We start from the raw sequence: 23,644 nt of genomic DNA on the forward strand, positions 1-23,644 counted from the left end.
GCCGGCGCCATGGTCGTCATGGACGTACCCCTCACGCCCGCACGTACTCCGTCGGCAGCACCGGATCGCCCTGCGACAGCTGCGTCGCGGACAGCGGCAGCCCCGCCCGCGCCGCCGCGTGGCGGTCGCGCGCCGCGTCCAGCGGCTCCCGGGCCACGATCTCGCCGCCGCGCACCAGCTCGACCAGCAGCTCGCGGCCGGCCAGGGCCTCCGGTACGGGCCCGCTGCCGACGACCTCGGCCTCGGCGACCCCTTCCGCGTCCAGCCGCCGGGCCGCCCACTTGCGGCCGCCGATCGAGGTCTTCGCGCCCATGGACTTCTTCGCCACCGGCACCAGCGGCGCGTCCCGTCCGGCGGCCTCGGCGCGGGCGACCAGCTTGTAGACCATCGAGCAGGTCGGATGGCCGCTGCCGGTCACCAGCCGGGTGCCGACCCCGTACGCGTCCACGGGGGCCGCGGCGAGCGAGGCGATCGCGTATTCGTCCAGATCGCTGGTGACCACGATCTTCGTGCCCTTGGCGCCCAGGTCGTCCAGCTGCTGCCGCACCCGGTGGGCGAGCAGCAGCAGATCGCCGGAGTCGATCCGGACGGCGCCCAGCTCCGTGCCGGCGATCTCCACCGCGGTGCGCACGGCCTCGGCGACGTTGAACGTGTCCACCAGCAGGGTGGTGTCGCTGCCGAGCGAGTCGACCTGGGCGACGAAGGCGTCGCGCTCGCTGTCGTGCAGCAGGGTGAAGGCGTGGGCGCTGGTGCCGACGGTGGGGATGTTGTAGCGGAATCCGGCCGCGAGGTCGGAGGTGGTGGCGAAGCCGCCGACGTAGGCGGCCCGGGCGGCGGCCACGGCGGCCAGCTCATGGGTGCGGCGCGCGCCCATCTCGATCAGCGGCCGGCCGCCCGCCGCGACCGACATCCGGGACGCCGCGGCGGCGACCGCCGAGTCGTGGTTGAGGATGGAGAGGATCACCGTCTCCAGCAGCACCGCCTCGGCGAAGCTGCCCTCCACCCGCATGATCGGTGAGCCGGGGAAGTAGACCTCGCCCTCCGGGTAGCCCCAGATGTCGCCGCGGAACCGGAAGTCGGCGAGCCATTCGAGCGTCGGCTCGTCCACGATCCGGTGCTGGGCGAGGAAGTCCAGCACGCCGCCCTCGAAGCGGAAGTTCTCGACGGCGTCGAGGACCCGCCCGGTGCCCGCGACGACGCCGTAGCGGCGCCCCTCGGGCAGGCGCCGGGTGAAGACCTCGAAGACCGAGCGGCGGTCGGCGGTGCCGGCCCGCAGCGCGGCCTGCAGCATGGTGAGTTCGTACCGGTCGGTGAACAGCGCAGTCGACGGCACGTCCACCGGCAGTCCCAAGTCCGCAGTGTCCATGTTGATGATGTTACCTCGCATACTCGTCAGAGTGACGAGATCTGGGTGCCGGTTTAGGCGACCGCCCCCACCGGGTGGCAGCATTGGGGGTGTGAGTGTCAGTCCGGTGGAGATCGAACGTCCTGAAGCCAGCGAGGCGCCGATGGAGGTGCCTGAGCCTGACGTTCCCTGGGTGACGGTGGTCCACAACGACCCCGTCAATCTCATGAGCTATGTCACGTACGTGTTCCAGAGCTACTTCGGCTACTCCAAGGACAAGGCGCACAAACTGATGCTCGACGTTCATCACAAGGGGCGCGCGATCGTCTCCAGCGGCAGCCGCGAGGAGATGGAGCGCGACGTGCAGGCGATGCACGGGTACGGGCTGTGGGCGACGCTCACGCAGGAGCGCTGATGTCGGGACGATTCGAGCCGCTGCCCGGCGGCGGTGCCGCCGTCGCCCTGGATGAGGTGGAGATCTCCATCCTGCGCAGCCTGGCCGTGCAGCTCGCCGAGCTGATCGGCCCCGGCGACCAGCCGGCCGGGGCGGAGGACCCGCTGGACGCGCTGTTCGCCGAGGGGCCCACCAAGCCGCCGAGCGACCCGGCGCTGGCCCGGCTGTTCCCGGACGCCTATGTGGCGCCGGACCAGGAGCTGGACGCGGACGCGGAGAAGGAGGCGCGCGCCGCCTCGGCGGAGTTCCGCCGGTACACCGAGAACGACCTGCGGGCCCGCAAGCGCGATGACGCCCTGGCGATGGTGCGCGACCTGGACTCGCTGTCCACCGGGACGGGCGCCAAGGAGCAGGCGGTGCTGGAGCTGGCCCCGCAGAAGTCCCGGCAGTGGCTCGGCGCCCTCAACGATCTGCGGCTGGCGATCGGCACCCGGCTGGAGGTCACCGACGATGACGACGGCGGTGAGCTGCTCGGACTCCCCGACTCCGATCCGCGGAAGCCGATGGTGATGGCGTACTTCTGGCTCGGAGGGCTGCAGGAGACGCTCATCGAGACGCTGATGGCGTAACGCTTATGGCGTGATGGCTTCCGCTTGTGATCACTGAGTGTTCGTTTAGGGAGTGCTCAACTCCGAATAACGATCGCATCACCGCGTCCGCACGCTTTGTCGCGCGCGATTCCCTTTGTCCTCTTCTTCTTGTGGTGTGCCTCACATTCCACTGAGTGGATCAGTGCTGCTCTCGTGATAAATCTTCACGATCGCCAGCCGCACAGGGAGAAAGGCACACCACATGACCTCAGCGGCGCCCGAAGAGGGCTACGAGCGCGGCCTGGGCAGTCGACAGGTACAGATGATCGCCATCGGCGGTGCCATCGGTGTCGGTCTGTTCATGGGCGCCGGGGCCAACATCGCCAAGGCGGGGCCCAGCATCATCCTGATGTACGCCCTCGCGGGCGTGGTCATCTTCTTCATCATGCGAGCGCTCGGAGAGCTGCTCCTGTACCGCCCCGTCTCGGGATCCTTCGCGGAGTACGCCCGCGAGTTCCTCGGCCCGTTCTTCGGTTACGTCACCGGCTGGACCTACTGGCTCATGTGGGTCGTGACCGGAATGGCCGAGCTGACCGCCGCGGCCATCTACATCCACTTCTGGTTCCCGTCGATCCCGCAGTGGGTCAGCGCCCTGGTCTTCCTGGTGCTGCTCTTCGGCGTCAACCTGATCTCGGTGAAGATCTTCGGCGAGGTCGAGTTCTGGTTCTCGATGGTCAAGGTCACCGCGATCATCGGCATGATCGTCATCGGTCTCGGCGTGCTGACCCTCGGCTTCTCGGACGCCGGTGACACCGCGGCCGTCTCCAACCTCTGGTCGCACGGCGGCTTCTTCCCGAACGGCATAGGCGACAGCCTGATGACGCTCCAGGGCGTCATGTTCGCCTACCTCGCCGTCGAGCTGGTCGGCATCACCGCGGGTGAGTCCCAGGACCCCGAGAAGACCCTGCCCAAGGCGATCAACACCCTGCCGTTCCGCATCATCGTCTTCTACGTCGGCGCCCTGGTCGTCATCCTCTCCGTCGTGAAGTGGACCGAGTTCTCCGCCGGTGAGAGCCCCTTCGTGCACGCCTTCTCGGTGATCGGCATCCCCTTGGCGGCGGGCATCGTCAACTTCGTCGTCCTCACCGCGGCCCTGTCCTCCTGCAACTCCGGCATGTACTCCACCGGCCGCATGCTGCGCGACCTGGCCGCCAACAGCGAGGCGCCGGGCATCTTCGGCAAGCTCAACGCCCGCAAGACCCCGTTCGCCGGTATCGCCCTCTCCGCCTTCCTCATGGGCATCGGCGTGATACTGAACTACACCGTTCCGGACAAGGTCTTCACCTACGTCACCTCGATCGCCACGGTCGCGGGCATCTGGGCCTGGGCGATGATCCTGATCAGCCACATCCGCTACCGCAAGGCCGTCGTGGCCGGCCGGCTGCCCGCCTCGTCCTTCCCGGCGCCCGGCGGCACGGTCTTCAGCTGGGTGGCGCTCGTCTTCCTCACCGGCGTCACCGGTCTCATCGCGTACGACTCGGAGACCCGCATCTGCCTGTACGTCGGGGCCGTGTGGGCGGTGATCATGGTGATCGGCTGGTTCGTGCTCAAGAGCCGTACGCCCGAGGTCACCGACCCGGAGCGCAAGCCCGAGTTCGCCAAGGACTGACGCTTCCGCCCCTTGGGCACATCGTCTCAGCAGGCGGGCTCCGGACCTCGGTCCGGAGCCCGCCTCCTATTCTTTTCGGCATGCTGACCATCACCCAGGCCCTCCACGACCAGATCGTCGCCCACGCCCGGGCCGACCACCCCGACGAGGCGTGCGGCGTGATCGCGGGCCCGGCCGGAAGCGGCCGCCCCGAGCGGTTCATCCCGATGCTGAACGCGGCCCGCTCTCCCACGTTCTACGAGTTCGACTCGACCGATCTGCTCAAGCTCTACCGCGAGATGGACGACCGTGATGAAGAGCCGGTCGTGATCTATCACTCGCACACCGCCACCGAGGCTTACCCCTCCCGTACGGACATCTCCTACGCCAATGAGCCCGGTGCGCACTACGTCCTCGTGTCCACCGCCGACTGCGGAAACGACGAGGGCCCCTTCCAGTTCCGTTCCTTCCGGATCGTCGACGGCGAGGTCACCGAGGAGGGAGTCGAGATCGTCCCGGGCTGACCCGATAGCGGTCGTCTCGCATCGCGGATGTTACCCGCCCGTATAGCGGGACGTGCTTCCGAGGGCCGGACCGGGAATCGATACGATGAGTTCATGGTTTCCGAAGACGTGAGCGAGAAGACGCCGGGCATGCTGCTCGTGGCGCGGCTCCACGTCGACCTGTGCCGGCTCGCCAGCGCGATGTGTCCGCGCCGCGCCGAGGCTGCCTGAGCGCGTCCCGCGTCCTCTCGCGCCCGCCGCCCGAAGCCCTTCGACGACGCCCTCCGGCCCTTCCGGCCGGGAAGTCCACCCCGCCCTCCCACAGGAGATTGAGAATGGCCATCGAGGTCCGCATCCCGACCATCCTCCGCACCTACACCGACGGCCAGAAGGCGGTCGAAGCCAGCGGGACCACGCTCGCCGAGCTGTTCGCCGACCTGGAGTCCCGGCACTCCGGCATCCAGGAGCGCCTGGTCGACGGCGGCGAGCTGCGCCGCTTCGTCAACGTCTACCTGAACGACGAGGACGTCCGCTTCCTCGACGGCATCTCCACCAAGCTCTCGGACGGCGACAACGTGACGATCCTCCCGGCCGTCGCCGGCGGAATGCGCTGATGCGGTACGACAGCCCCCTGGCAGCGGTCGGCAACACGCCGCTCGTCCGGCTGCCACGGCTCTCGCCCTCCCCGGAGGTCCGGGTCTGGGCGAAGCTGGAGGATCGCAACCCGACCGGTTCGATCAAGGACCGCCCCGCGCTCCATATGATCGAACAGGCCGAGAAGGACGGCCGGTTGACCCCCGGCTGCACCATCCTGGAGCCGACCTCCGGCAACACCGGCATCTCGCTCGCCATGGCGGCCAAGCTCAAGGGCTACCGCATCGTGTGCGTCATGCCGGAGAACACCAGCGAGGAGCGGCGCCAGCTGCTCGCCATGTGGGGCGCGGAAATCATCTCCTCGCCCGCCGCCGGCGGCTCCAACACCGCCGTCCGGGTGGCCAAGGAACTGAGCGCCGAGCACCCCGACTGGGTGATGCTCTACCAGTACGGGAACCCGGACAACGCGGGCGCCCACTACGCCACCACCGGCCCCGAGATCCTGGCCGACCTGCCCTCCGTCACCCACTTCGTGGCGGGCCTGGGCACCACCGGCACCCTGATGGGCGTCGGCCGCTTCCTGCGCGAGAACAAGCCCGGCGTGCGGATCGTCGCCGCGGAGCCGCGCTACGACGACGTCGTATACGGGCTGCGCAACCTGGATGAGGGCTTCGTCCCCGAGCTGTACGACGAGTCCATACTGACCACCCGCTTCTCCGTCGGCTCCGAGGACGCGGTGGCCCGCACCCGTGAACTCCTTGCCGAGGAGGGCATCTTCGCGGGCGTCTCCACCGGTGCCGCGCTGCACGCCGCCCTCGGTGTCGCCCGCAAGGCGGTCACGGCGGGCGAGAGCGCCGACATCGTCTTCGTCGTCGCCGACGGCGGCTGGAAGTACCTGTCGACCGGCGTCTACACCGCCGCCACCACCGAGGAGGCGGTCGAGACCCTCCACGGCCAGCTCTGGGCGTAGACATCGCGGCCCGGGTGCGGGCATACGCGGCTGCCCAGGGGCTCCGTCCTGGTGATTCCGCCCACAACGTGGGCCTGTGGAGGAGCTACCAGGGCTTTAGCGCCTTACGCTCGTGGGCACCCCGTATGACCCCGCACCCGCCGCCTCGCCCATGGCCCTCGGCATGGGGACCCTCCAAGGAGGTTCCTGCTCCATGAAGCTCACCGTCGTCGGATGCTCGGGGTCGTTCCCGTCCGCGGAATCGGCCTGCTCGAGCTACCTCGTAGAGGCCGACGGCTTCCGGCTGCTCCTCGACATGGGCAATGGCGCCCTTGGCGAGCTGCAGCGCCACTGCGGTCTCTACGACCTCGACGCCGTGATCCTCTCCCACCTCCACCCCGACCACTGCATCGACATGTGCGCCTACTTCGTCGCCCGGTACTACCGGCACGACGGAGGCCGCGCCGAGGCGATCCCGGTCTACGGCCCCGAGGACACCGAACGCCGGCTGGTCCAGGCGTACGACGACGTGCCCGACGAGAAGTCGATGCAGGAGGTCTTCGACTTCCGCACCCTGACCCCGGGCACCTTCGAACTGGGCCCCTTCACGATCCGCACCGCCCGGGTCTGCCACCCGGTGGAGGCCTTCGGCTTCCGCGTCGAGCACGGGGGCCGCGCCCTGGTCTACTCCGGTGACACCGGCCCCTGCGAGGCCCTGACCGACCTGGCCCGGGGCGCCGACCTCTTCCTCTGCGAGGCGGCCTTCACCCACGGCAAGGAAGACATCCCGGAGCTGCACCTCAACGGCCGCCAGGCCGGTGAGCACGCGCAAGCCGCGGGCGCCGCCGCCCTGGTCCTCACCCACATCCCCCCGTGGACCGACCCGCACCTCAACCAGCGCGACGCCGAGGCCGTCTTCGACGGCTCGGTGACCCTGGCGCGCGCGGGCGCCGTCTACGAAGTCTGACGAACGCGAACGGGCCGGATCTGCCTCGCAGATCCGGCCCGTTCGCGTTCGCGTGTGCGGCTAGCGCTTCGCGGCGGTCGTCGCGGCCGCGTCGTCGAGGGAATCCTCCGGTTCGCGGCCCGGTGTCGGGATGTTGAACTTCGTGATCACGAAGCGGAAGACCACGTAGTACAGGACGGCGAAGGCCAGCCCGATCGGGATGATCATCCAGGCCTTCTCGCTGTGCGACCACCCCAGCAGATAGTCGAAGAGCCCGCCGGAGAACGTGAAGCCGCTGCGTATCCCGAGCGCCCAGGTCAGCGCCATGGACACGCCCGTGAGCACGGCGTGGATTCCGTACAGCACCGGCGCGATGAACATGAACGAGAACTCGATCGGCTCCGTCACACCGGTCACGAAGGCGGTCAGCGAGACCGAGATCATCATGCCCATCACGGCCTTGCGGCGCTCCGGGCGGGCGCAGTGCGCGATCGCGAGACCGGCGGCGGGGAGGGCGAACATCATGATCGGGAAGAAGCCGGTCATGAACATTCCGGCCGACGGGTCGTCGTGGAAGTAGCGCGCGATGTCGCCGTGCCAGGTCTGACCGCCGGAGGAGAAGTCGCCGAACTGGAACCAGGCGAACGAGTTCAGCAGCATGTGCATGCCGACGGGGATCAGCAGCCGGTTGACCACGCCGAAGATCCCGGAGCCGACCGCGCCATTGGCCGAAAGCCACTCGGAGAAGCTGTTGAGACCGTCACCGATCGGCCCCCACAGATAGCCGAAGACGACGCCGTACAGCACGCCCGCGAAGGACATCAGGATCGGGATGAAGCGGCGTCCGCTGAAGAAGCCCAGCCAGTCCGGCAGCCGGGTGCGGTGGTACTTCTCCCACAGCACGGCCGCCGTGATGCCGACCACGATGCCGCCCAGCACGCCCGGGTCCTGCGGCTTGCCGGTGACGTCGCTGACGAAGCCGGTCAGCACGTTCTTGTAGACGAGGAAGCCGACCAGGGCCGCGAACGCCGTCGTGCCGTCCGACTTCTTCGCGAAGCCGATGGCGACGCCGAGGCAGAACAGCAGGGCCAGGTTGTCGAAGAGCGCGCCGCCCGCGTGGGCGAAGATCTCCGCGAGTTTGTTCCAGCCGAGCCCCGCCTTGCCGAAGACGTCGTCCTGGCCCAGCCGGCTCAGGATGCCCGCGGCGGGCAGGGCGGCGACGGGCAGCTGGAGACTGCGTCCGATCTTCTGCATACCCTTGATCAGACCGGCGCCCCGCTTCTGGGCGGGCGCCGCCGAGGCGGTGGCCGTACTCATCGGATTCCTCCTGGTGAGGCGGGCGCTCGGGATACTGGGGACGGCCCGCGATATGGTCTACACCACATGTGGTGTAGACCTGTTGTAGCACGTGAGGATCGAATAAAGGAATCTGTCATTCCTGTGTGGTCTGAACCACTGACGATCCTGCGCGGCCGGGCCCGCATGGTTACCGTAGGGATGGCGTTCACCCGGTATCCGGAAGGGCCGAGACAACAGGACAACACAGGACAGCTCAGGACAACAGGGAGTGGACATGGCCAGCAAGGCTGAGAAGATCGTCGCGGGACTCGGCGGCATCGACAACATCGTCGAGGTCGAGGGCTGCATCACCCGTCTCCGCACCGAGGTCAAGGATCCCTCCCTGGTCGACGAGGCCGCCCTGAAGGCCACCGGCGCCCATGGTGTGGTGAAGATGGGCAGCGCGATCCAGGTCGTCATCGGCACCGACGCGGACCCGATCGCCGCCGAGATCGAAGACCTGATGTGAAAGCCCTGAAGTGAACGCGCTCACGGTCACGGCCACGGTCACAGCCACGGCCTGAGACCGCCCGGCCCCGCTCCTCACCGGACCGGGGCCCGCCGCGTTGCCGATAGGCTCGTCCCATGTCTCGTATCGACGGCCGTACGCCCGACCAGCTCCGCCCCGTGACCATCGAACGCGGATGGAGCAAGCACGCCGAGGGCTCCGTCCTCGTCTCCTTCGGCGACACCCGCGTCCTGTGCACCGCGAGCGTCACCGAGGGTGTCCCGCGCTGGCGCAAGGGCAGTGGCGAGGGCTGGGTCACCGCCGAGTACGCGATGCTGCCGCGCGCCACCAACACCCGCGGCGACCGCGAGTCCGTCCGCGGCAAGATCGGCGGCCGCACCCACGAGATCTCCCGCCTCATCGGCCGCTCGCTGCGCGCCGTCATCGACTACAAGGCCCTCGGCGAGAACACCGTCGTCCTCGACTGCGACGTCCTCCAGGCCGACGGCGGCACCCGCACCGCCGCCATCACCGGCGCCTATGTGGCCCTCGCCGACGCCATCACCTGGGCCCAGGGCAAGAAGCTGATCAAGGCCGGCCGGCAGCCGCTCACCGGCACCGTCTCGGCCGTCAGCGTCGGCATCGTCGGCGGCGTCCCGCTGCTCGACCTGTGCTACGAGGAAGACGTACGCGCCGAAACCGACATGAACGTCGTCTGCACCGGCGACGGCCGCTTCGTCGAGGTCCAGGGCACCGCGGAGGGCGAGCCCTTCGCCCGCGACGAGCTGAACAGCCTGCTCGACCTCGCCGTCGGCGGCTGCGTCGAGCTGGCGGGCAACCAGCGGGCGGCGCTTGGCGTGTAATCAGATGACGGGGGCGCGCGACACCTGCGCGCGCCCGCGTCCGATCCCAGGGGAGGGACCGTCCATGACGCCACGCCAGGCCCGTAGCGACCGCCACCGTTTCGCCGCCGTCACCACGCTCGCCGCGGTCGCCTTCCTGGCGCCGCTGACCGTCGGCTGCGACGCCGTGGACAAGGCCCTCGACTGCGGCCGGCTCGCGGTCGAGATATCCAACGACGTGGACGACCTCCAGGACGCCGCCACCGGCGCCGCCCTCGACCCCACCGAGGCCGACACGGTCCTCGACGCCCTCGCCAAGGACATCGACAAGATCGGCGACCGCACCGACGACACGGACGTCGGTAAGGCCCTCGACCACCTCCGGAAGGCCCTGGACAACGTCCAGGCCTCCGTCGACAGCGGCGACCGCCCCGACCTGACCCCGGTCAAGGACGCCACCGGCGAACTGTCCAAGGTCTGCACCTCCTGATCTCCAGGCCCTGATCTAATCGAGAGCTATGCAGCCACAGCACACCGCAGGGGCGGACAGCGCACACCCCCGACGCCTGATCCTGGCCACCCGTAACGCGTACAAGATCACCGAGCTGCGCTCGATCCTGGGCGACGCCGGGCTCGACGTCGAACTCGTCGGCGCCGACGCCTATCCGGACGTTCCGGACGTCAAGGAGACCGGCGTCTCCTTCGCCGAGAACGCCCTCCTCAAGGCCCACGCCCTGGCCCAGGCCACCGGCCACCCGGCCATCGCCGACGACTCGGGGCTCTGCGTCGACGTCCTGGGCGGCGCCCCCGGCATCTTCTCCGCCCGCTGGTCCGGCCGCCACGGCGACGACCGCGCCAACCTCGAGCTGCTGCTCGGCCAGCTCCGCGACGTCCCCGACGAGCACCGCACGGCCCACTTCGAATGCGCCGCGGCCCTCGCGCTCCCCGACGGCACCGAACGCGTCGTCTCCGGCCGCCTCACCGGCACCCTCCGCCACGAACCCACCGGCGGCGGCGGCTTCGGCTACGACCCGATCCTCCAGCCCCACGGCGACACCCGCACCTGCGCCGAACTCACCCCCGAAGAAAAGAACGCCATCAGCCACCGCGGCCAGGCCTTCCGCGCGATGGCCCCGGTGGTCCGGGAACTGCTGGGGTGACAACGCGAAGGCGCGGTCCGCTGATGTGCGGACCGCGCCTTCGAATCCAAGGTACGTGCGGCCGGTGGGACTCGAACCCACATGGGATTTCTCCCAAGGGCACCTAAAACCCTCGCTTATACCAATTCAGCAACGACCGCCAGGTGCTAGCCATCCTAGCGGGCCGACGGCTCCTGTGACACGCGGGTATGCGTCACGGACCGGCCTGATGCTTTCCCCGGGATCTGCCGCCCCGACACCAGGTTGCCGTGACGGCATGGCAGTTTGGGCAGAGGAGCCGTAGATTCTCGGGCCGGTCATCGCTCCAGTCGCCGTTGATGTGGTCGACTTCCAGCGTCATGGGTCTGCCGCCCCACGACGCTCCGGTCTTGCATTCGAAGCACCGTTCGGGTACGCCGATGTCGTGAAGCGCTCGACGTAAGACAGATGTTCGTGTGCGCCGTGCGCCGTCATGCTTGACCAGCACCTGCTCGGGTGGCTTGGCTTCCCGCCGCTTTCCTTGTTGATGCGCCTGTCCGAGAAAGTGCTCGGTGTCGAGGCCGTCCTCTGCCACCCACTGGCGGAAGAGTGTCCGAGCCCTGGTGCTGTCAGGCCTGCCCAGCTGTCGCAATGCGCCGGCGATGGAAATGGAGTTATTGACGGCTTCCCGAAGTTGGTCCTTGGAGGGCCGGGGTGCGGCCTCGCGGATGCCGCGCCGTTCGAGGTGTGAGACGTCGATGCCGAAGTGGGCGAACCGCTTGAACAGGTGGCGACGGAGCTGGTGGTAGGGACGAGCGTCGCAGAAGGCGATGACCTCGTCGATGTTCACGCAGGCTGCTGCCGCCCTTTCCAGGAGTTCCTGGGTGTACTGGACGCCGCCGCTCATTCCGCGGCCCCGGTCCTGGCTTCCTTCCGTTGACCGCCGGCGCGTCGGCCCTTGCCGCGTCCACGATAGGTGTCTGTGGTCGAGTGGCAGTTGGGGCACAAGAGCCGCAGATTCTCGAGCCGGTTGTTCCGCCAGTCGCCGTCGATGTGATCGACCTCCAGAGGGAGGGGGCGTCCGCGCCAGAACGGCTCGGTGCCACATTGCGCGCAACGCTCATCAACTCCGCGCTCCAGCATCGCGAGCTTGAGGCGCGCGCTGGGCGCGCGACGGGCGGTGAGCTGATCTGCTTCCACGAGCAGTTCCTCGGGCGACCGCCGACGCCCGATATTCTTCGTCCTTTCGCTGCGGGGCGCTCGTTCGAAATGCGATGTTTCAATTCCGAAGGCGCGAATTCGGCGGCTGATGTGAGTGTGCTGGCCGCCTACGATGTCAACCCCTAGGTGTCGCAGGACGTCACACATGTTCGTTGACGCCGCCACTGCGCATTCGAGGATCTCCCTTGTCCAACGGCCGCCCTCTCGTTCGAAGTGCGACGTGTCGATGTCCATCCTCTTCATGCGCTCGTGGATATAGCGTCGGGTCGTGCTTTCGGGGTCGACCCCGAGTTTGATCAAGGCCTCCGACAGCGTCGTTGAGGATCCTGCGGCTTCGGCAAGGCGTTCTCGCGTATACGGGCTGACTGGCACGCTTTCCTCCCCCATGCGACCACATGTCGCACCATCGCACTGAGTAACGAACTACTCGCCCGGCGGTTACGCGCGGGACCGCGCAGGCGGAGTTCGATCGCCCCGGCTGTCTGGAACCCTCCCTATTGGGCCGACACTTCGTGCACGACTGTCCCGGGCTGCCAATGTCCGCTGTTGCCCGCACGCTGGAGGGGTAGCACACGCCTGCACTGGCGAGTGCCCGTGGGCCCTACCGGGCATTGACCGACCCCGGACGGCTCCGCGAGGCCCCTGGTGCGGGCGATCGCCGTTGAGCCCGCCGAGGGGGCAACGTCCCGGTGAGCCTTCACGACTACCAGGCCGCGTCGTGATCGCGATCGAGCCCGGCGCGAACGCGGGCGACGGCACTGCCCCCGAGCCGAGCGGTCTGAACTCGCCGCTTTATCGATTGTGAGTTGGAGGGCTACCGGAGATCCTGGGCTCATGAGACCTGGATTACGTCGCATGGCTGGCGTAGCAAGTGTGCTGGTCGGCGTCAGTGTTGCGCTCTGGCTGGTCTTCGGTCCTCCCCAGGACTGGGAGGGCGGCATGAGGTGGCTCCGTCATGGCCTGGCCTTGGGGTCCCTGGGAGTGATCGTCTTGGCCGCCCGGCTGATATTTCCTACCACTCGGGAAGACACGGCGTCCGACTAGGTCGGTCGAACGACCACGTCCCGTCGGTTCCGGCGAATCGAGCCTTCGCCCGCGCCGTCGTGCTCCTCGTTGCATTAGCTGCCGAGTATGTCGATGAGGTGGTCGTCCAGGTCCGCGACGAATTTTTCGTGGCGCCAGGGTCGGAGGGCTTTGCGTGCCTGGCGTAGGCGAAGCGCGGGCACGCGTCCGCCGGTGGTGGCTGTGGTGCTGATGCAGTCGTGCAGGAGGTTCACGGCTGTTTCCGGTGCGTTGAGGCGGATGCAGGCCAGCGCCTGATCAGTGGTGACGATGGTCCGCTGTACGCGCTCACGTGGTCCTCGCAGGGCCTTTGCGCTGCTGGCGAAGACGTCGTGGGCGACCGCCGCGTCTCCTACGTACAGCTCGCACAATCCCTCGAAGCCTCGCAGGTGATCAGCACTGAAGCTCGTGGGCACCGGGTCGCCGTCCGCGTCGCGTTCGACGTCGTACCAGGCGAGCGCCAGCGCGGTCTGGGCATGCCGTTCGGCGTCCGAGCGGGCGGCGATCTCGGCTTGCAGGGCATGGGCTCGGGCGCGTACGCGGATGCTGTCGCCCGTGCGGGCATCGCGTACCGCGGCGTCGACCAGCCCACGGGCCGCGCCGATGCCGGGGGTTGAGTAGAGCGTGACCAGGGCGTGGCTCATGTGAACGATGGCTCGGCGCCACTTGGTGTCGAGCAGTCCTGCCGCGTGTGTTGCGGCCGCATACAAAGCGTGGGACGCCTGGTCGTCGCGGGTCTCGAACGCCAACCGTCCAGCGAGGGTGTACGCCTGAGCGGCGACCGTGCGTAACCCGGGCAGCAGCGGCTCGGGCGCGCCGCCGGCCAGTAGCAGTCGGCAAGATTCGGTCACTGGGGCGAGCAGTAGCTGCAGTCGGGCGAAGGGGATAGACCCTACTTGTGTGTTGACGTCCTCGACTGCCGTCCGCAGCCCGTCGAGGAGTGCGTCGTCGGCGAGTGCTGGATCGGCGAGCGCGGCTGCCATGGACGCCTCAGTGGTGGGCCCGAGCAGGGCGAGGAGGCCGGTGCCGCCGTCGGTTGCCGTGCGGACCAGGAGGGTGCGCAGTTCATGGAGTTGCGCTTCTGCTTCGCCCAGGTGCGCGAGGGCGTCGAGCAGTTCGGCGAAGTCGCTGCCGGGCCCGAGTGAGATGTGACCGTCGGTGCTTCGGGCGTAGAGGTGGGCCAGCAGGAGTTGGTACCGGTCGCTGGGCAGGATGGGGCTCGTGGTGCTCTCCCACCGGGCAACGGATCGTTGCACGCTCGGGACGGATGGGGCGAGGGGCTGGCCGAGGCGGCGGGCCGTCTCGGTGAGTGCCCGCGCGGTATCGGCCAGAGACCAGCCTCGTGCTTTGCGGAGGGACTTGAGGGCAGCAGCGCCGAGGAGGGTTTCGCACGTGCTCATGGCCTCATCATGCCGGTGATCCACGTCACACGGGCACGATCAGGTGTGGTTTCCCCTGTTTGGCACCGTGGTTGAGGGTCTGCCACGTACCCGCCGTCCCCTGTGGCCCGATGAGGGGGAACCCGATCACCATGTCGGAGTGGTCGACCATCCACCGGTTCCGGGCGTGGAAGGCCGGGCTGTTCAGTTCTGCCGCTTGCAGCTCGACGATCTCCGTTATGCGGCCGCGGCTGCGGGCGATGGCCTCCTGTGCCTCAGCGGGCTGCTGCCGGATGGTGCCGGGGACGACGATGGTGATCTGCGCGTGGGTGTTCTCGGCCAGCCAGAGCAGGGACAGGCTGTCGATGCCCTTGGCACCGCCGATGTAGAAGCGTGTCTCGGCGTCGGCGAACGGGGCGAGGTAGCGGGTGAACAGCTCGGCATAGCTGTCGAGATCACGATGCCCTGTGGACCGGGTGCCGGTGATGGTCACAGCCCGAGTCATGATCTACTCCGTGTCATTGGTTGTCATATCCCGCTGCGCCTGCCGGTGCGGTGACATCGATGCATGGACACATCCAGCTATCGCGGTCTCGTCGGCCACAGGGCGTTTCCGGGAGCAGCGACATGACAACGAGAACTGTGCCATGGATGCCGCCGCGTGGCAGTGACGTCGAGATGGTCAAGGTCGGCCCGCACTGGGACGTCCTGCGCGCGCCCGCTGAGATCGGTGAACGGGCGCTGGGGTTACTCGGCGACGCGTCCGGCGCCGTCATCGCCGACTACGGATTGATGTACTGGCTCATCCCGGCGGGTCATGCGCAGGACTGGCCACGTCTCCAGGCGGGGATCCACGCCCTGGGCGCGCAGGGCGTCGAGGTCACGTACGTCGGTGTACCGCCCGCGCACTGGAGGGGCGGTCCGCGTCTGCACTGGCGCGTGCCCGTGGGTCCGGACCGGTACCTGACCGACCCCGGGCGGCTCCGCGAGGCCCTGGTGCAGGCGATCGCCGCAGAGCCCGCCGAGGGGGCGACGGCCCGGTGAGTGTTCAGGTCTGCGCCCGTTGCCAAACGACCACCAGGGAACCGGTCGTCGTCGCGATCGGGCACGGCGCGAGCGCCGGTGGGGGCACGGTTTACGCCTGCCCCGACTGCGCGCCCACCTTCCCGCAGCAGCGCGACCCGTTCGACGGCGGTCTCCTCGCCCGCCGCGATCCCGGCAGGCGGCAGCCGTGAAGGTCTTCTGGAAAAAGGCCTGCCGAGAGCCCGCCACACACCGGACGCCCTGGAGCCGGTTCCTCGACCACGCCGAAGTCTGCCCCGACTGCCGCACCAGCCAGCGATGCCCGGACGGTGAGCGCCTGCACGACGCTGTCCGGCGGGCGGCGCGCGCCGTGGCGCCATGACCGGGCGGGCCGCTGGTGTCCGGGCCCCCGTACCGGACACGTCGACAGCGGCCCGCCCCCTTGCCCTGCGGTCGGCCGCAGGTGACGGGGCTCCGGCCCCGGCGGAATGCGTGGCCGGGCCCTGCACCGTCGTGATCATCTGGGGATGCGGCATCCATGTGGCATCCAGACGCGAGAAAGGCCCCCCGTTCGAATGAACGAGAGGCCTTGTGGCTCTCTGACCTGCTGCGCAGCTGGTGCGCCCGGCGGGATTCGAACCTGCGACACCCGCTTTAGGGGAGCGGGGGTCAGAGGCCCAGGTCCTTGATGATCTTGGCTACGTGGCCGGTGGCCTTGACGTTGTAGAGGGCGCGCTCGACCTTGCCCTGTTCGTCGACGATGACGGTGGAGCGGATGACGCCGGTGACCGTCTTGCCGTAGAGCTTCTTCTCACCGAAGGCGCCGTAGGCCTCCAGGGTCTCCTTGGAGGGGTCGGCGAGCAGGGTGACCTTGAGGGATTCCTGGTCGCGGAACTTGGCGAGCTTCTCCGGCTTGTCGGGGGAGACGCCGATGACGTCGTAGCCGTGTCCGGCGAGGAAGTCGAGCTGGTCGGTGAAGTCGCAGGCCTGCTTGGTGCAGCCGGGGGTGAGGGCGGCGGGGTAGAAGTAGATGATGACCTTGCGGCCCGCGTGGTCGGCGAGCGAGACCTGCTTGCCGTCCGCGTCGGGGAGGGTGAAGGCGGGGGCGGTGTCGCCGGGCTGCAGTCGCTCGCTCATGGTGGGGTGCTCCTCGTGGCTTCTGGTGTTCCGTAACGGCAGGCGTTCCGTGACGGCAGGCGTTACGTGACGGCAGGCGTTACGTGACGACATTAGCCAGCATCTTCGCCGGGGGTGCCGTGGGGCGGGGGTGGGGGGAAACTGACAGACTGTCGTCCACCAGGAATCATCGGGACGACGACGGAGGCAGCGCGGTGTCGGATGCCAGGACCCCTGCGCAGATCGAGGCGGACATCGCCCGGCGGCGGCAGGATCTCGCCGTGACGCTCGACGAGATCGGGGTGCGGGTGCACCCGAAGACGATCATGGGTGACGCGAAGGCGAAGGCGGCGTCGGCCGTGGACCGGACGGCGGGGCGGGCGTATGTGTCCGCGAACCGGGTGGTCACCCATGTGCGCGGCCAGCTGGTCACCGAGGACGGGGCGCCGCGGATGGAGCGGATCGTGCCGGTCGCGCTCGTCGTGGTGGGGCTGGTCGGGCTGCTGGCCGTGTCGTCGTCGCGCGGCGGCGGGCGCGGTGGCGGCCGCAAGGGCTGCAAGCGCCGTAAGTGAGGGTCCGGGGCGTTCTGGTGCCCTGCGGCACCGGTACGCCGTTCGGGCGGGTACGGTCATGACCGTGAGTGCGAACACGTCCCATGACAAGCTGCCCATCCGGATGCTGCACGACCGTGTGCTGGTCCGTACCGACATTCCGGAGGGTGAGCGCCGGTCCACCGGCGGTATCGTCATCCCCGCGACCGCGGCGGTCGGCAAGCGGCTGGGCTGGGCCGAGGTGGTCGCGGTCGGGCAGAACGTGCGGACCGTGGAGCCGGGCGACCGGGTGCTCTACGACCCGGAGGACCGGGCCGAGGTCGAGGTCCGCGGAGTCGCCTACGTGCTGATGCGCGAGCGCGATCTGCACGCCGTCGCCGCCGAGCGGCTGGAGGGCGCGGAGGACTCGACGGGGTTGTACCTGTAGGGGTACCTGCAGGAGCGTACGTAGGAGACGTGCAGAGGGTGGTGACGATCCCGTCACCACCCTCTGTCGTGTCTTCCGGCGCCGGGGCTCAGCCGCCGTCCGGGCCTCCGATGTCCCCGCCCGGGTCGCCGGGCCCGCCGGGGCCGCCGTCGGTCGGCGGGCCGGTCGGGAAGTCCGTGGGCGCGGTCTGCGGGGGCTCGGTGCTGGGCTCGGTCGGCGGGTCGAACGTCGGGAACGTGGGGGGCTCGCTGGGGGCCGTCGGCTCCGTGCTGGGCGGCGTGGTGGGGATCGACGGGGCGGAGGATGGGGCCTCGGTGGGGGTGGTCGGCAGATCGGGGGTGCCGCCGCCGTCCTCCAGCTTGAGGTCGAAGTCGGCCGGGGGCTTTCCGTCCAGCGCCCCGGAGACGTAGTCCGCCCAGATCTCGGCGGGGTAGCCGCCGCCGTTGATGCGGTCCAGCCCGGTGGCCCCGTACAGCGGCTTCTGGACGCCGGTGTTCGAGTCCTGGCCCATGACGGCCACGACGGTCGCCAGGTCGGGGGTGTAGCCCGCGAACCAGGCCGCCTTGTCCTCCTCGGCGGTGCCGGTCTTGCCGGCGGCCGGGCGCTCGGCGCCCTGCGCGGCGGTGCCGGTGCCGCCGTCGACGACGCTCTGCAGTATCGAGGTGGTGGTGTCCGCTGCGGTCCGGGGGATGGCCTGCCGCTCCGCCCGGTCCGGCAGCTTGACCTGGGCGCCGTCCTTGGTGACCTGGGCGACCAGGCTGTACTGCCCGTGCCGCCCGTGGTTGGCGAGGGTCGCGTAGGCCTCGGTCATGTCCAGCACGCTGGCGGTGGCGGGGCCGAGCGCGATGGAGGGGGAGGCGTGCAGGTCGGGGGTGTCCTTGGGGATGCCCAGGTCGATGGCGGTCCGCTTGACCTTGGCGGGGCCGACGTCCTCGGCCATCTGCGCGTACACCGAGTTCACCGAGTTGTCGGTGGCCGTGGTGACGTCGATGTCGCCGTAGTCGACGTCGTCCTCGTTGGCGGGCGCGTAGCCGGTGGGGCCGTCCGGTCCGATCACCTCGCGCTTGTTGTCGCCGTTGTAGAGGGTGTCCGGGGTGATCGTCTGGCCGTCCTGGGTGGTGGCCTCGTTGGCCACCGCCGAGGTGAAGACGAATGGCTTGAAAGTGGATCCCACTTGGTAGTCACGGCGGGTCGCGTTGTTGACGAACTGCTTGGTGTAGTCGATGCCGCCGTAGAGGGCGACGACCTTCCCGGTCTTGGGGTCGATCGAGGCGCCGCCCGCCCGGACGTAGCGGTCGACCTTGCGGTCGCCGTCGAGCTTGCTCATCAGCCGGTCGCGGACGGCCCCCGCGAAGGCGTCCTGCTTGTTCTTGTCGATCGTGGTGGTGATCCGGTAGCCGCCCCGGGCCAGGGTCTGCTCGTCGATGATGCCGTTGCTGGTCAGGTAGTCCTCGACCGCTTCGACGAGGTAGCCGCGCTGGCCGGACATGCCGGAGGGGGCCTTGGCCTCGGTGGGCTCGGGGAAGGTCATCTTGTTGCGCTCGGCGCGGCTGAGCCAGTGCTTCTTGACCATGCCGTCGAGGACGTAGTTCCAGCGGGCCTCGGCCCGCGGCTTGTTCTGCGGGTGGGCGATGATGTCGTACGCGCTGGGGGCGTTGAGCAGAGTGGCCAGGTAGGCGCTCTGCGCGGTGTTCAGCTCGTCGATGTTCTTGCCGTAGTAGGCCTGGGCGGCGGCCTGGATGCCGTAGGCGTTGCGGCCGAAGTAGCTGGTGTTGAGGTAGCCCTCGAGGATCTTGTCCTTGCTCACCTCGCGATCCAGCTTGATCGCGATGAAGAACTCCTTGGCCTTGCGGGTGACCGTCTGTTCCTGGTCCAGGTAGTAGTTCTTCACATACTGCTGGGTGACCGTCGAGCCGGACTGCTTGCCCTTGCCGGTGGCGGTGTTCCAGACGGCCCGGACCATCGCCTCGGGGTTGATCGCGGACTCGGTGTAGAAGTCCCGGTCCTCGGCGGCGAGCACCGCGTGCTGGGTCCGCTTGGGCACCTGGCTGAGCTGTACGTTCTCCCGGTTGACCTTGCCCTCACGGGCGAGCGGGGAGCCGTCGGAGTACAGGAAGACATTGCTCTGGGCGATGGCCGCCTTGTTGGCCGCGGGGATGTCGACGAGCAGGTAGCCGGTGACCAGGCCGCCCGCGACGAGCAGGAGGAACAGCAGCGATCCGCCGACCACCATCCGCCAGGTGGGGAGCAGCCGGCGCCAGCCGGTGCGCCGGGGGCGGCCCTTTCTGCCCGCGGTGCCGCCGCTGCCGGAGCCGTTGCGGCTGCTCGGGTCGCCCACACCGGCCGTGCCGCCGTGGATCAGTTGGGGCTCGTCGCTCATGTCTCCTGAGACTCCTCGGCCGCCGTCGAGGGTTGCGCCGCGGCGGAATCGTGCACGGTCGGGCGATTCGCGTCGTACGCCCCATAAAACACTGTCGCATCATCCGTTCCGGGCCAGGGACGTGGCACGCACCCGTGACTGGTCTGTGACCGGCCGGATGAGTGATTCCCCTCACACCATCCGGTGAAAAACACCTGGCTGTGTCACCTTCCCGCGGACTAGGCTCCCAAGCTTTGGTGCCGTGCGGACGGGGGAGGGGGAAGAGGCTGATGCGGCTCTACGCGGCCGTCGCGCTGAGCGGCTTCAAACGCTACGCGACGTACCGGGTGGCCACCGTGGCCGGGGTGTTCACCAACACCGTTTTCGGCTTCATCGTGGCGTACACGTACCGCGCGCTGTGGGACGAACGGCCGCATCTCGGCGGGTACGACCTCTCCCAGGCGCTCACGTTCGTCTGGCTGGGTCAGGCGCTGCTGGCGACCGTTGCGCTGTTCGGCGGCGGCTTCCAGGACGAGCTGCAGGAGCGGATCCGGTCGGGTGACATCGCCGTCGACCTCTACCGGCCGGTCGACCTCCAGTTGTGGTGGCTGGCCTCGGACCTCGGCCGGGCCGCGTTCCAGTTGCTGGGGCGCGGCATCGTGCCCATGGCGTGCGGCGCACTGGCGTTCGAACTCACCCTGCCGGGCTCTGTGTTGACCTGGCTGTGTTTTCTGCTGTCGGTGGTGCTCGCGGTGTGTGTGGGGTTCGCGGTGCGCTATCTGGTCGCGCTGGCCGCCTTCTGGCTGCTGGACGGGTCGGGGCTGAGCCTGATGAGCGGTCTGTTGTGCATGTTCTTCTCCGGGATGGTGCTGCCGCTGAACGTGTTCCCCGGGCAGCTCGGCGAGGTGGCCCGGGCGCTGCCGTGGGCGGCGATGCTCCAGGTGCCCGCGGATGTCTTCCTGGGGCACCACCGGGGGGCCGCGGTGGCGGGGGCGCTGGCCTTCCAGGCGGGGTGGGCGGTGGTGCTGTTCGCGGCCGGGCGGGCGCTGCAGTCGGTCGCGACCCGGAAGGTGGTGGTCCAGGGTGGCTGAGCCGGGGGCGGGTGAAGAGGCGTTCGGGGCGCGGGTGGGTCAGGGGCTGCGCGCCTATGTGCTGATCGTCGGCATGTGGGTGCGCTCCACGATGGCGTACCGCACCTCGTTCCTGATCATGGCGTTCGGGAACTTCGCGGTGAACGCGCTGGACTTCGTCGCGATCGCGCTGATGTTCTCGCACATCGACACGCTCGGCGGCTTCACCCTCGCCGAGGTCGCCTTCCTGTACGGCACGTCCGGTACCGCCTTCGGGCTGGCCGATCTGACGCTCGGCAGCATGGAGCGGGTCGGGCGGCGCATCCGCGACGGCACGCTGGACACGCTGCTGGTGCGGCCGGTGCCGATCCTCGCCCAGGTCGCCGCCGACCGGTTCGCGCTGCGCCGGCTGGGCCGGATCGGTCAGGGGGCGCTGCTGCTCGGCTGGTCGCTGACCCGGCTGGACATCGACTGGACGGCCGGCCGGGTGCTGCTGGTGCCGCTGATGCTGCTGAGCGGGGCGGTGATCTTCGGGGCCGTGTTCGTGCTGGGCGGGGCCTTCCAGTTCTGGGCGAAGGACGCCTCCGAGGTGCAGAACTCGTTCACGTACGGCGGGACGACGATGCTCCAGTACCCGCCGACGGTCTTCGCCGAGGAGCTGCTGCGCGGCGTCACGTTCGTCATCCCGCTGGCCTTCGTCAACTGGCTGCCCGCGCTGTACGTCCTGGGCCGCCCGAACCCGCTGGGGCTGCCCGGCTGGATCGGCTTCGCCGCGCCGCTGGTCGCGCTGGGCTGCGCGGCGGTCGCGGGGCTGGCCTGGCGGGCGGGGCTGCGGGCGTATCAGAGCACGGGGAGTTGAGGAATCATGGACGACTTCATCGAACTCGACGGCGTCGAGAAGGTGTTCGAGGTGCGGCGCCGGGCCGGGCTGCTGCGCCGGGAGCGGCGCGAGGTGCGCGCGGTGGACGGCATCAGCTTCCGGGTGCCGCGCGGGGAGATGGTCGGCTACATCGGCCCGAACGGCGCCGGGAAGTCCACCACGATCAAGATGCTGACCGGGATCCTGGTGCCCAGCGGCGGCCGGCTGCGGGTCGCGGGGATCGACCCGTCACGGGAGCGCACGCGCCTCGCGCGCCGTATCGGGGTGGTGTTCGGGCAGCGCACCACCCTGTGGTGGGACCTGCCGCTGCGCGACTCGTACGCGCTGGTGCGGCGGATGTACCGGATTCCCGACGACCGCTACCGGGCGAACCTGGACCGCTGTGTCGAACTGCTGGACCTCGGCGACCTGCTGGACGTGCCGGTCCGTCAGCTCTCGCTGGGCCAGCGGATGCGCGGCGACATCGCGGCCGCCCTGCTGCACGACCCCGAGGTGCTGTATCTGGACGAGCCGACGATCGGGCTGGACGTGGTCAGCAAGGCGAAGGTACGGGCCTTCCTGCGCGAGGTGAACGCGGAGCGCGGCACCACCGTGCTGCTGACCACCCACGACCTGACTGATATCGAACAACTGTGCAAGCGGGTGATGGTCATCGACCATGGCCGTCTGGTGTACGACGGCGGGCTGGACGGGCTGCACGCGGTGGGCGGGAGCGAACGCACCCTGGTGGTGGACCTGGAGCGGGAGCTGCCGCCGGTCGACGTCCCCGGTGCGCGGACCGTGCGGGTCGAGGGTCCGCGGCAGTGGCTGGCGTTCCCGGCCGCTGCCAGCGCGGCACCCCTGGTCGCGGCGGTGGCCGACCGATATCCGCTGGTGGATCTGTCGGTGCGGGAGCCGGAGATCGAGGACGTCATCGCCCGCATGCTCTTCCCGGGGGAGGACCCCGAGAAGAACCCCGGGGAAAACCCCGAAACGGACCCGGGTGCCGAGGGGCCGCGAGGGGCGGTCAGGTCGGTCGGTCCGCATTAGTCTGTCCGTATGACAATTGAGGGATCTCCGCAGGGAGCGGTCCCCGACCTTCCGGGCGGGTCCCAGATGCGTGCCTCCGACGCCGAACGCGAGCGCATCGCCGAGGTGCTGCGGGACGCCGTCGCCGAAGGCCGCCTGGACATGGAGGAGTTCGAGGAGCGGCTGGAGGCGGCCTACACGGCGCGCACCCACGCCCAGCTGGAGCCGCTGATCCGGGACCTCCCGGCGCCCGGTGCGGCGGCCGCTCCCGCGCCGCTGTCCCCGGACGCCACGGCTCCCGCTGTCCGGGACGACTGGGCCGGGCGGATCGGCGGCGCCCCGACGTCGAGGATGGCCCTCGCGATCATGGGCGGCTTCCAGCGCAAGGGCACCTGGACCGCGCCCCGCGCCTTCACCGCCTTCGCGATCATGGGCGGCGGCGAGATCGATCTGCGGGAGGCCCGCTTCGAGGGCCACGAGATCGTGGTCCGCTGCTTCACGCTCATGGGCGGCATAGAGGTCATCGTGCCGCCGGACCTGGAGACGCACGTCAGCGGCATCGGCATCATGGGCGGCTTCGACCACCGGGGGTCGGCCGACGGCGACCCCACCGGTCCGCGGGTGACCATCACGGGCCTGGCGATCTTCGGTGGGGTCAACGTCCAGCGCAAGCTCCGCAAGGAGGAGCACAAGCGGCTCAAGGCGGAGCGCCGCCGGGAGAAGGAGGCGCGCAGGGAGGAACTGCGCGCCGCGCGCCGTGAGCGCCGTGCGGAGCTGGAGGACGAGCGGGCCGAGCGCCGGGCCCGCAGGCACGACTGGGGGCACTAGCACGC

28 protein-coding genes and 1 tRNA gene are annotated in these 23,644 nt (G+C 69.3%); 20 read left to right on the forward strand and 9 right to left on the reverse strand.

All coding sequences use genetic code 11. The annotated features are described in order from the left end of the window. Positions 1-31: 31 nt before the first annotated feature. Positions 32-1,366: a nicotinate phosphoribosyltransferase gene (locus ACFZCY_RS32025; RefSeq protein WP_391181075.1), complete on the reverse strand. Its 1,335-nt coding sequence runs from the start codon at positions 1,364-1,366 to the stop codon at positions 32-34. Between the two features lie 82 nt (positions 1,367-1,448). Between ACFZCY_RS32025 and clpS the strand changes: the two genes are divergently transcribed. The 8 genes from clpS (at position 1,449) to ACFZCY_RS32065 (ending at position 6,990) form a co-directional block, all read left to right on the forward strand. Next, entirely contained in the window at positions 1,449-1,760 is a 312-nt protein-coding gene (gene clpS / locus ACFZCY_RS32030; RefSeq protein WP_063735273.1) for an ATP-dependent Clp protease adapter ClpS, read from the forward strand. After that, positions 1,760-2,368, forward strand: coding sequence for a DUF2017 family protein (locus tag ACFZCY_RS32035; protein ID WP_391181077.1), 609 nt, complete (start codon positions 1,760-1,762; stop codon positions 2,366-2,368). The genes clpS and ACFZCY_RS32035 overlap by 1 nt, the downstream gene beginning before the upstream one ends. Positions 2,369-2,591: 223 nt before the next feature. Next, complete coding sequence (locus tag ACFZCY_RS32040; RefSeq protein WP_391181080.1) at positions 2,592-3,998, forward strand: amino acid permease; 1,407 nt, start codon at positions 2,592-2,594, stop codon at positions 3,996-3,998. Between the two features lie 80 nt (positions 3,999-4,078). After that, positions 4,079-4,501, forward strand: a complete 423-nt coding sequence (locus tag ACFZCY_RS32045; protein WP_391181083.1) for a Mov34/MPN/PAD-1 family protein — start codon at positions 4,079-4,081, stop codon at positions 4,499-4,501. 93 nt (positions 4,502-4,594) lie between these two features. Further along, positions 4,595-4,711: a putative leader peptide gene (locus tag ACFZCY_RS32050; protein ID WP_361487485.1), complete on the forward strand. Its 117-nt coding sequence runs from the start codon at positions 4,595-4,597 to the stop codon at positions 4,709-4,711. Between the two features lie 104 nt (positions 4,712-4,815). After that, positions 4,816-5,094: a MoaD/ThiS family protein gene (locus tag ACFZCY_RS32055; protein ID WP_055555341.1), complete on the forward strand. Its 279-nt coding sequence runs from the start codon at positions 4,816-4,818 to the stop codon at positions 5,092-5,094. Next, the gene (locus tag ACFZCY_RS32060; protein ID WP_391181087.1) at positions 5,094-6,044 is read left to right on the forward strand and encodes a cysteine synthase; all 951 of its coding nucleotides are present in this window, start codon (positions 5,094-5,096) and stop codon (positions 6,042-6,044) included. Before ACFZCY_RS32055 ends, ACFZCY_RS32060 begins: the two co-directional genes overlap by 1 nt. Positions 6,045-6,237: 193 nt before the next feature. Further along, positions 6,238-6,990 carry an MBL fold metallo-hydrolase gene (locus tag ACFZCY_RS32065; protein WP_391181090.1) on the forward strand — a complete coding sequence of 251 codons (753 nt, stop codon included), beginning with the start codon at positions 6,238-6,240 and terminating at the stop codon, positions 6,988-6,990. 60 nt (positions 6,991-7,050) lie between these two features. Here the strand turns inward: ACFZCY_RS32065 and ACFZCY_RS32070 are convergent, their stop codons facing one another. Continuing rightward, entirely contained in the window at positions 7,051-8,286 is a 1,236-nt protein-coding gene (locus ACFZCY_RS32070; RefSeq protein ID WP_391181092.1) for a PTS transporter subunit EIIC, read from the reverse strand. Positions 8,287-8,482: 196 nt separating this feature from the next. Here ACFZCY_RS32070 and ACFZCY_RS32075 point away from each other — a divergent pair, with 196 nt between their 5' ends. The 4 genes from ACFZCY_RS32075 (at position 8,483) to rdgB (ending at position 10,757) form a co-directional block, all read left to right on the forward strand. Beyond that, positions 8,483-8,776, forward strand: a complete 294-nt coding sequence (locus tag ACFZCY_RS32075) for a PTS glucose/sucrose transporter subunit IIB (protein WP_361487530.1) — start codon at positions 8,483-8,485, stop codon at positions 8,774-8,776. Positions 8,777-8,892: 116 nt separating this feature from the next. Then, positions 8,893-9,618 (forward strand): ribonuclease PH, encoded by a 726-nt coding sequence (gene rph, locus ACFZCY_RS32080; RefSeq protein WP_055555335.1) that lies wholly within the window; start codon positions 8,893-8,895, stop codon positions 9,616-9,618. A 64-nt stretch (positions 9,619-9,682) separates the two neighbouring features. Then, a complete protein-coding gene (locus ACFZCY_RS32085; RefSeq protein WP_391181094.1) occupies positions 9,683-10,087 on the forward strand; it encodes a hypothetical protein in 405 nt (134 codons plus the stop codon). Between the two features lie 28 nt (positions 10,088-10,115). Then, the gene (gene rdgB / locus ACFZCY_RS32090) at positions 10,116-10,757 is read left to right on the forward strand and encodes an RdgB/HAM1 family non-canonical purine NTP pyrophosphatase (protein ID WP_391181097.1); all 642 of its coding nucleotides are present in this window, start codon (positions 10,116-10,118) and stop codon (positions 10,755-10,757) included. Positions 10,758-10,813: 56 nt separating this feature from the next. On the opposite strand, the gene ACFZCY_RS32095 is transcribed toward rdgB, so the two are convergent. The 5 genes from ACFZCY_RS32095 to ACFZCY_RS32115 form a co-directional block, all read right to left on the reverse strand. After that, positions 10,814-10,897, reverse strand: a tRNA-Leu gene (locus ACFZCY_RS32095). A 53-nt stretch (positions 10,898-10,950) separates the two neighbouring features. Further along, positions 10,951-11,622: an HNH endonuclease gene (locus ACFZCY_RS32100; RefSeq protein WP_391181099.1), complete on the reverse strand. Its 672-nt coding sequence runs from the start codon at positions 11,620-11,622 to the stop codon at positions 10,951-10,953. Next, positions 11,619-12,308 carry an HNH endonuclease gene (locus ACFZCY_RS32105; protein WP_391181102.1) on the reverse strand — a complete coding sequence of 230 codons (690 nt, stop codon included), beginning with the start codon at positions 12,306-12,308 and terminating at the stop codon, positions 11,619-11,621. Before ACFZCY_RS32105 ends, ACFZCY_RS32100 begins: the two co-directional genes overlap by 4 nt. A gap of 746 nt (positions 12,309-13,054) precedes the next feature. Continuing rightward, positions 13,055-14,398: a hypothetical protein gene (locus ACFZCY_RS32110; protein WP_391181105.1), complete on the reverse strand. Its 1,344-nt coding sequence runs from the start codon at positions 14,396-14,398 to the stop codon at positions 13,055-13,057. 25 nt (positions 14,399-14,423) lie between these two features. Next, positions 14,424-14,882 carry a hypothetical protein gene (locus ACFZCY_RS32115; RefSeq protein WP_391181107.1) on the reverse strand — a complete coding sequence of 153 codons (459 nt, stop codon included), beginning with the start codon at positions 14,880-14,882 and terminating at the stop codon, positions 14,424-14,426. Between the two features lie 122 nt (positions 14,883-15,004). Here ACFZCY_RS32115 and ACFZCY_RS32120 point away from each other — a divergent pair, with 122 nt between their 5' ends. Both ACFZCY_RS32120 and ACFZCY_RS32125 read left to right on the forward strand, forming a co-directional pair. After that, positions 15,005-15,421 carry a hypothetical protein gene (locus tag ACFZCY_RS32120; RefSeq protein WP_391181110.1) on the forward strand — a complete coding sequence of 139 codons (417 nt, stop codon included), beginning with the start codon at positions 15,005-15,007 and terminating at the stop codon, positions 15,419-15,421. Next, a complete protein-coding gene (locus ACFZCY_RS32125) occupies positions 15,418-15,612 on the forward strand; it encodes a hypothetical protein (RefSeq protein WP_391181113.1) in 195 nt (64 codons plus the stop codon). Before ACFZCY_RS32120 ends, ACFZCY_RS32125 begins: the two co-directional genes overlap by 4 nt. A 457-nt stretch (positions 15,613-16,069) precedes the next feature. Here ACFZCY_RS32125 and bcp read toward each other — a convergent pair whose 3' ends face one another. After that, complete coding sequence (gene bcp / locus ACFZCY_RS32130) at positions 16,070-16,537, reverse strand: thioredoxin-dependent thiol peroxidase (protein WP_391181116.1); 468 nt, start codon at positions 16,535-16,537, stop codon at positions 16,070-16,072. A 194-nt stretch (positions 16,538-16,731) separates the two neighbouring features. Between bcp and ACFZCY_RS32135 the strand changes: the two genes are divergently transcribed. Beyond that, positions 16,732-17,088 carry a DUF3618 domain-containing protein gene (locus ACFZCY_RS32135; RefSeq protein WP_391181118.1) on the forward strand — a complete coding sequence of 119 codons (357 nt, stop codon included), beginning with the start codon at positions 16,732-16,734 and terminating at the stop codon, positions 17,086-17,088. Between the two features lie 58 nt (positions 17,089-17,146). After that, positions 17,147-17,494: a co-chaperone GroES gene (locus ACFZCY_RS32140; RefSeq protein WP_055555322.1), complete on the forward strand. Its 348-nt coding sequence runs from the start codon at positions 17,147-17,149 to the stop codon at positions 17,492-17,494. Positions 17,495-17,582: 88 nt separating this feature from the next. On the opposite strand, the gene ACFZCY_RS32145 is transcribed toward ACFZCY_RS32140, so the two are convergent. Next, positions 17,583-19,874: a transglycosylase domain-containing protein gene (locus ACFZCY_RS32145; protein WP_391181121.1), complete on the reverse strand. Its 2,292-nt coding sequence runs from the start codon at positions 19,872-19,874 to the stop codon at positions 17,583-17,585. Between the two features lie 269 nt (positions 19,875-20,143). Here ACFZCY_RS32145 and ACFZCY_RS32150 point away from each other — a divergent pair, with 269 nt between their 5' ends. The 4 genes from ACFZCY_RS32150 to ACFZCY_RS32165 all read left to right on the forward strand — a co-directional run bounded on the left by ACFZCY_RS32150 (position 20,144) and on the right by ACFZCY_RS32165 (position 23,639). Beyond that, the gene (locus tag ACFZCY_RS32150) at positions 20,144-20,944 is read left to right on the forward strand and encodes an ABC-2 family transporter protein (protein WP_391181124.1); all 801 of its coding nucleotides are present in this window, start codon (positions 20,144-20,146) and stop codon (positions 20,942-20,944) included. Between the two features lie 73 nt (positions 20,945-21,017). Continuing rightward, a complete protein-coding gene (locus ACFZCY_RS32155) occupies positions 21,018-21,782 on the forward strand; it encodes an ABC-2 family transporter protein (RefSeq protein ID WP_391181322.1) in 765 nt (254 codons plus the stop codon). Positions 21,783-21,788: 6 nt separating this feature from the next. Then, on the forward strand, positions 21,789-22,832 hold the full coding sequence (locus ACFZCY_RS32160; RefSeq protein WP_391181127.1) for an ATP-binding cassette domain-containing protein: 1,044 nt from the start codon (positions 21,789-21,791) through the stop codon (positions 22,830-22,832). A 9-nt stretch (positions 22,833-22,841) separates the two neighbouring features. Next, positions 22,842-23,639, forward strand: a complete 798-nt coding sequence (locus ACFZCY_RS32165) for a DUF1707 domain-containing protein (RefSeq protein ID WP_391181129.1) — start codon at positions 22,842-22,844, stop codon at positions 23,637-23,639. Positions 23,640-23,644: the final 5 nt, after the last annotated feature.

Source organism: Streptomyces sp. NPDC007983, assembly GCF_042958345.1.
GTDB lineage: Bacteria > Actinomycetota > Actinomycetes > Streptomycetales > Streptomycetaceae > Streptomyces.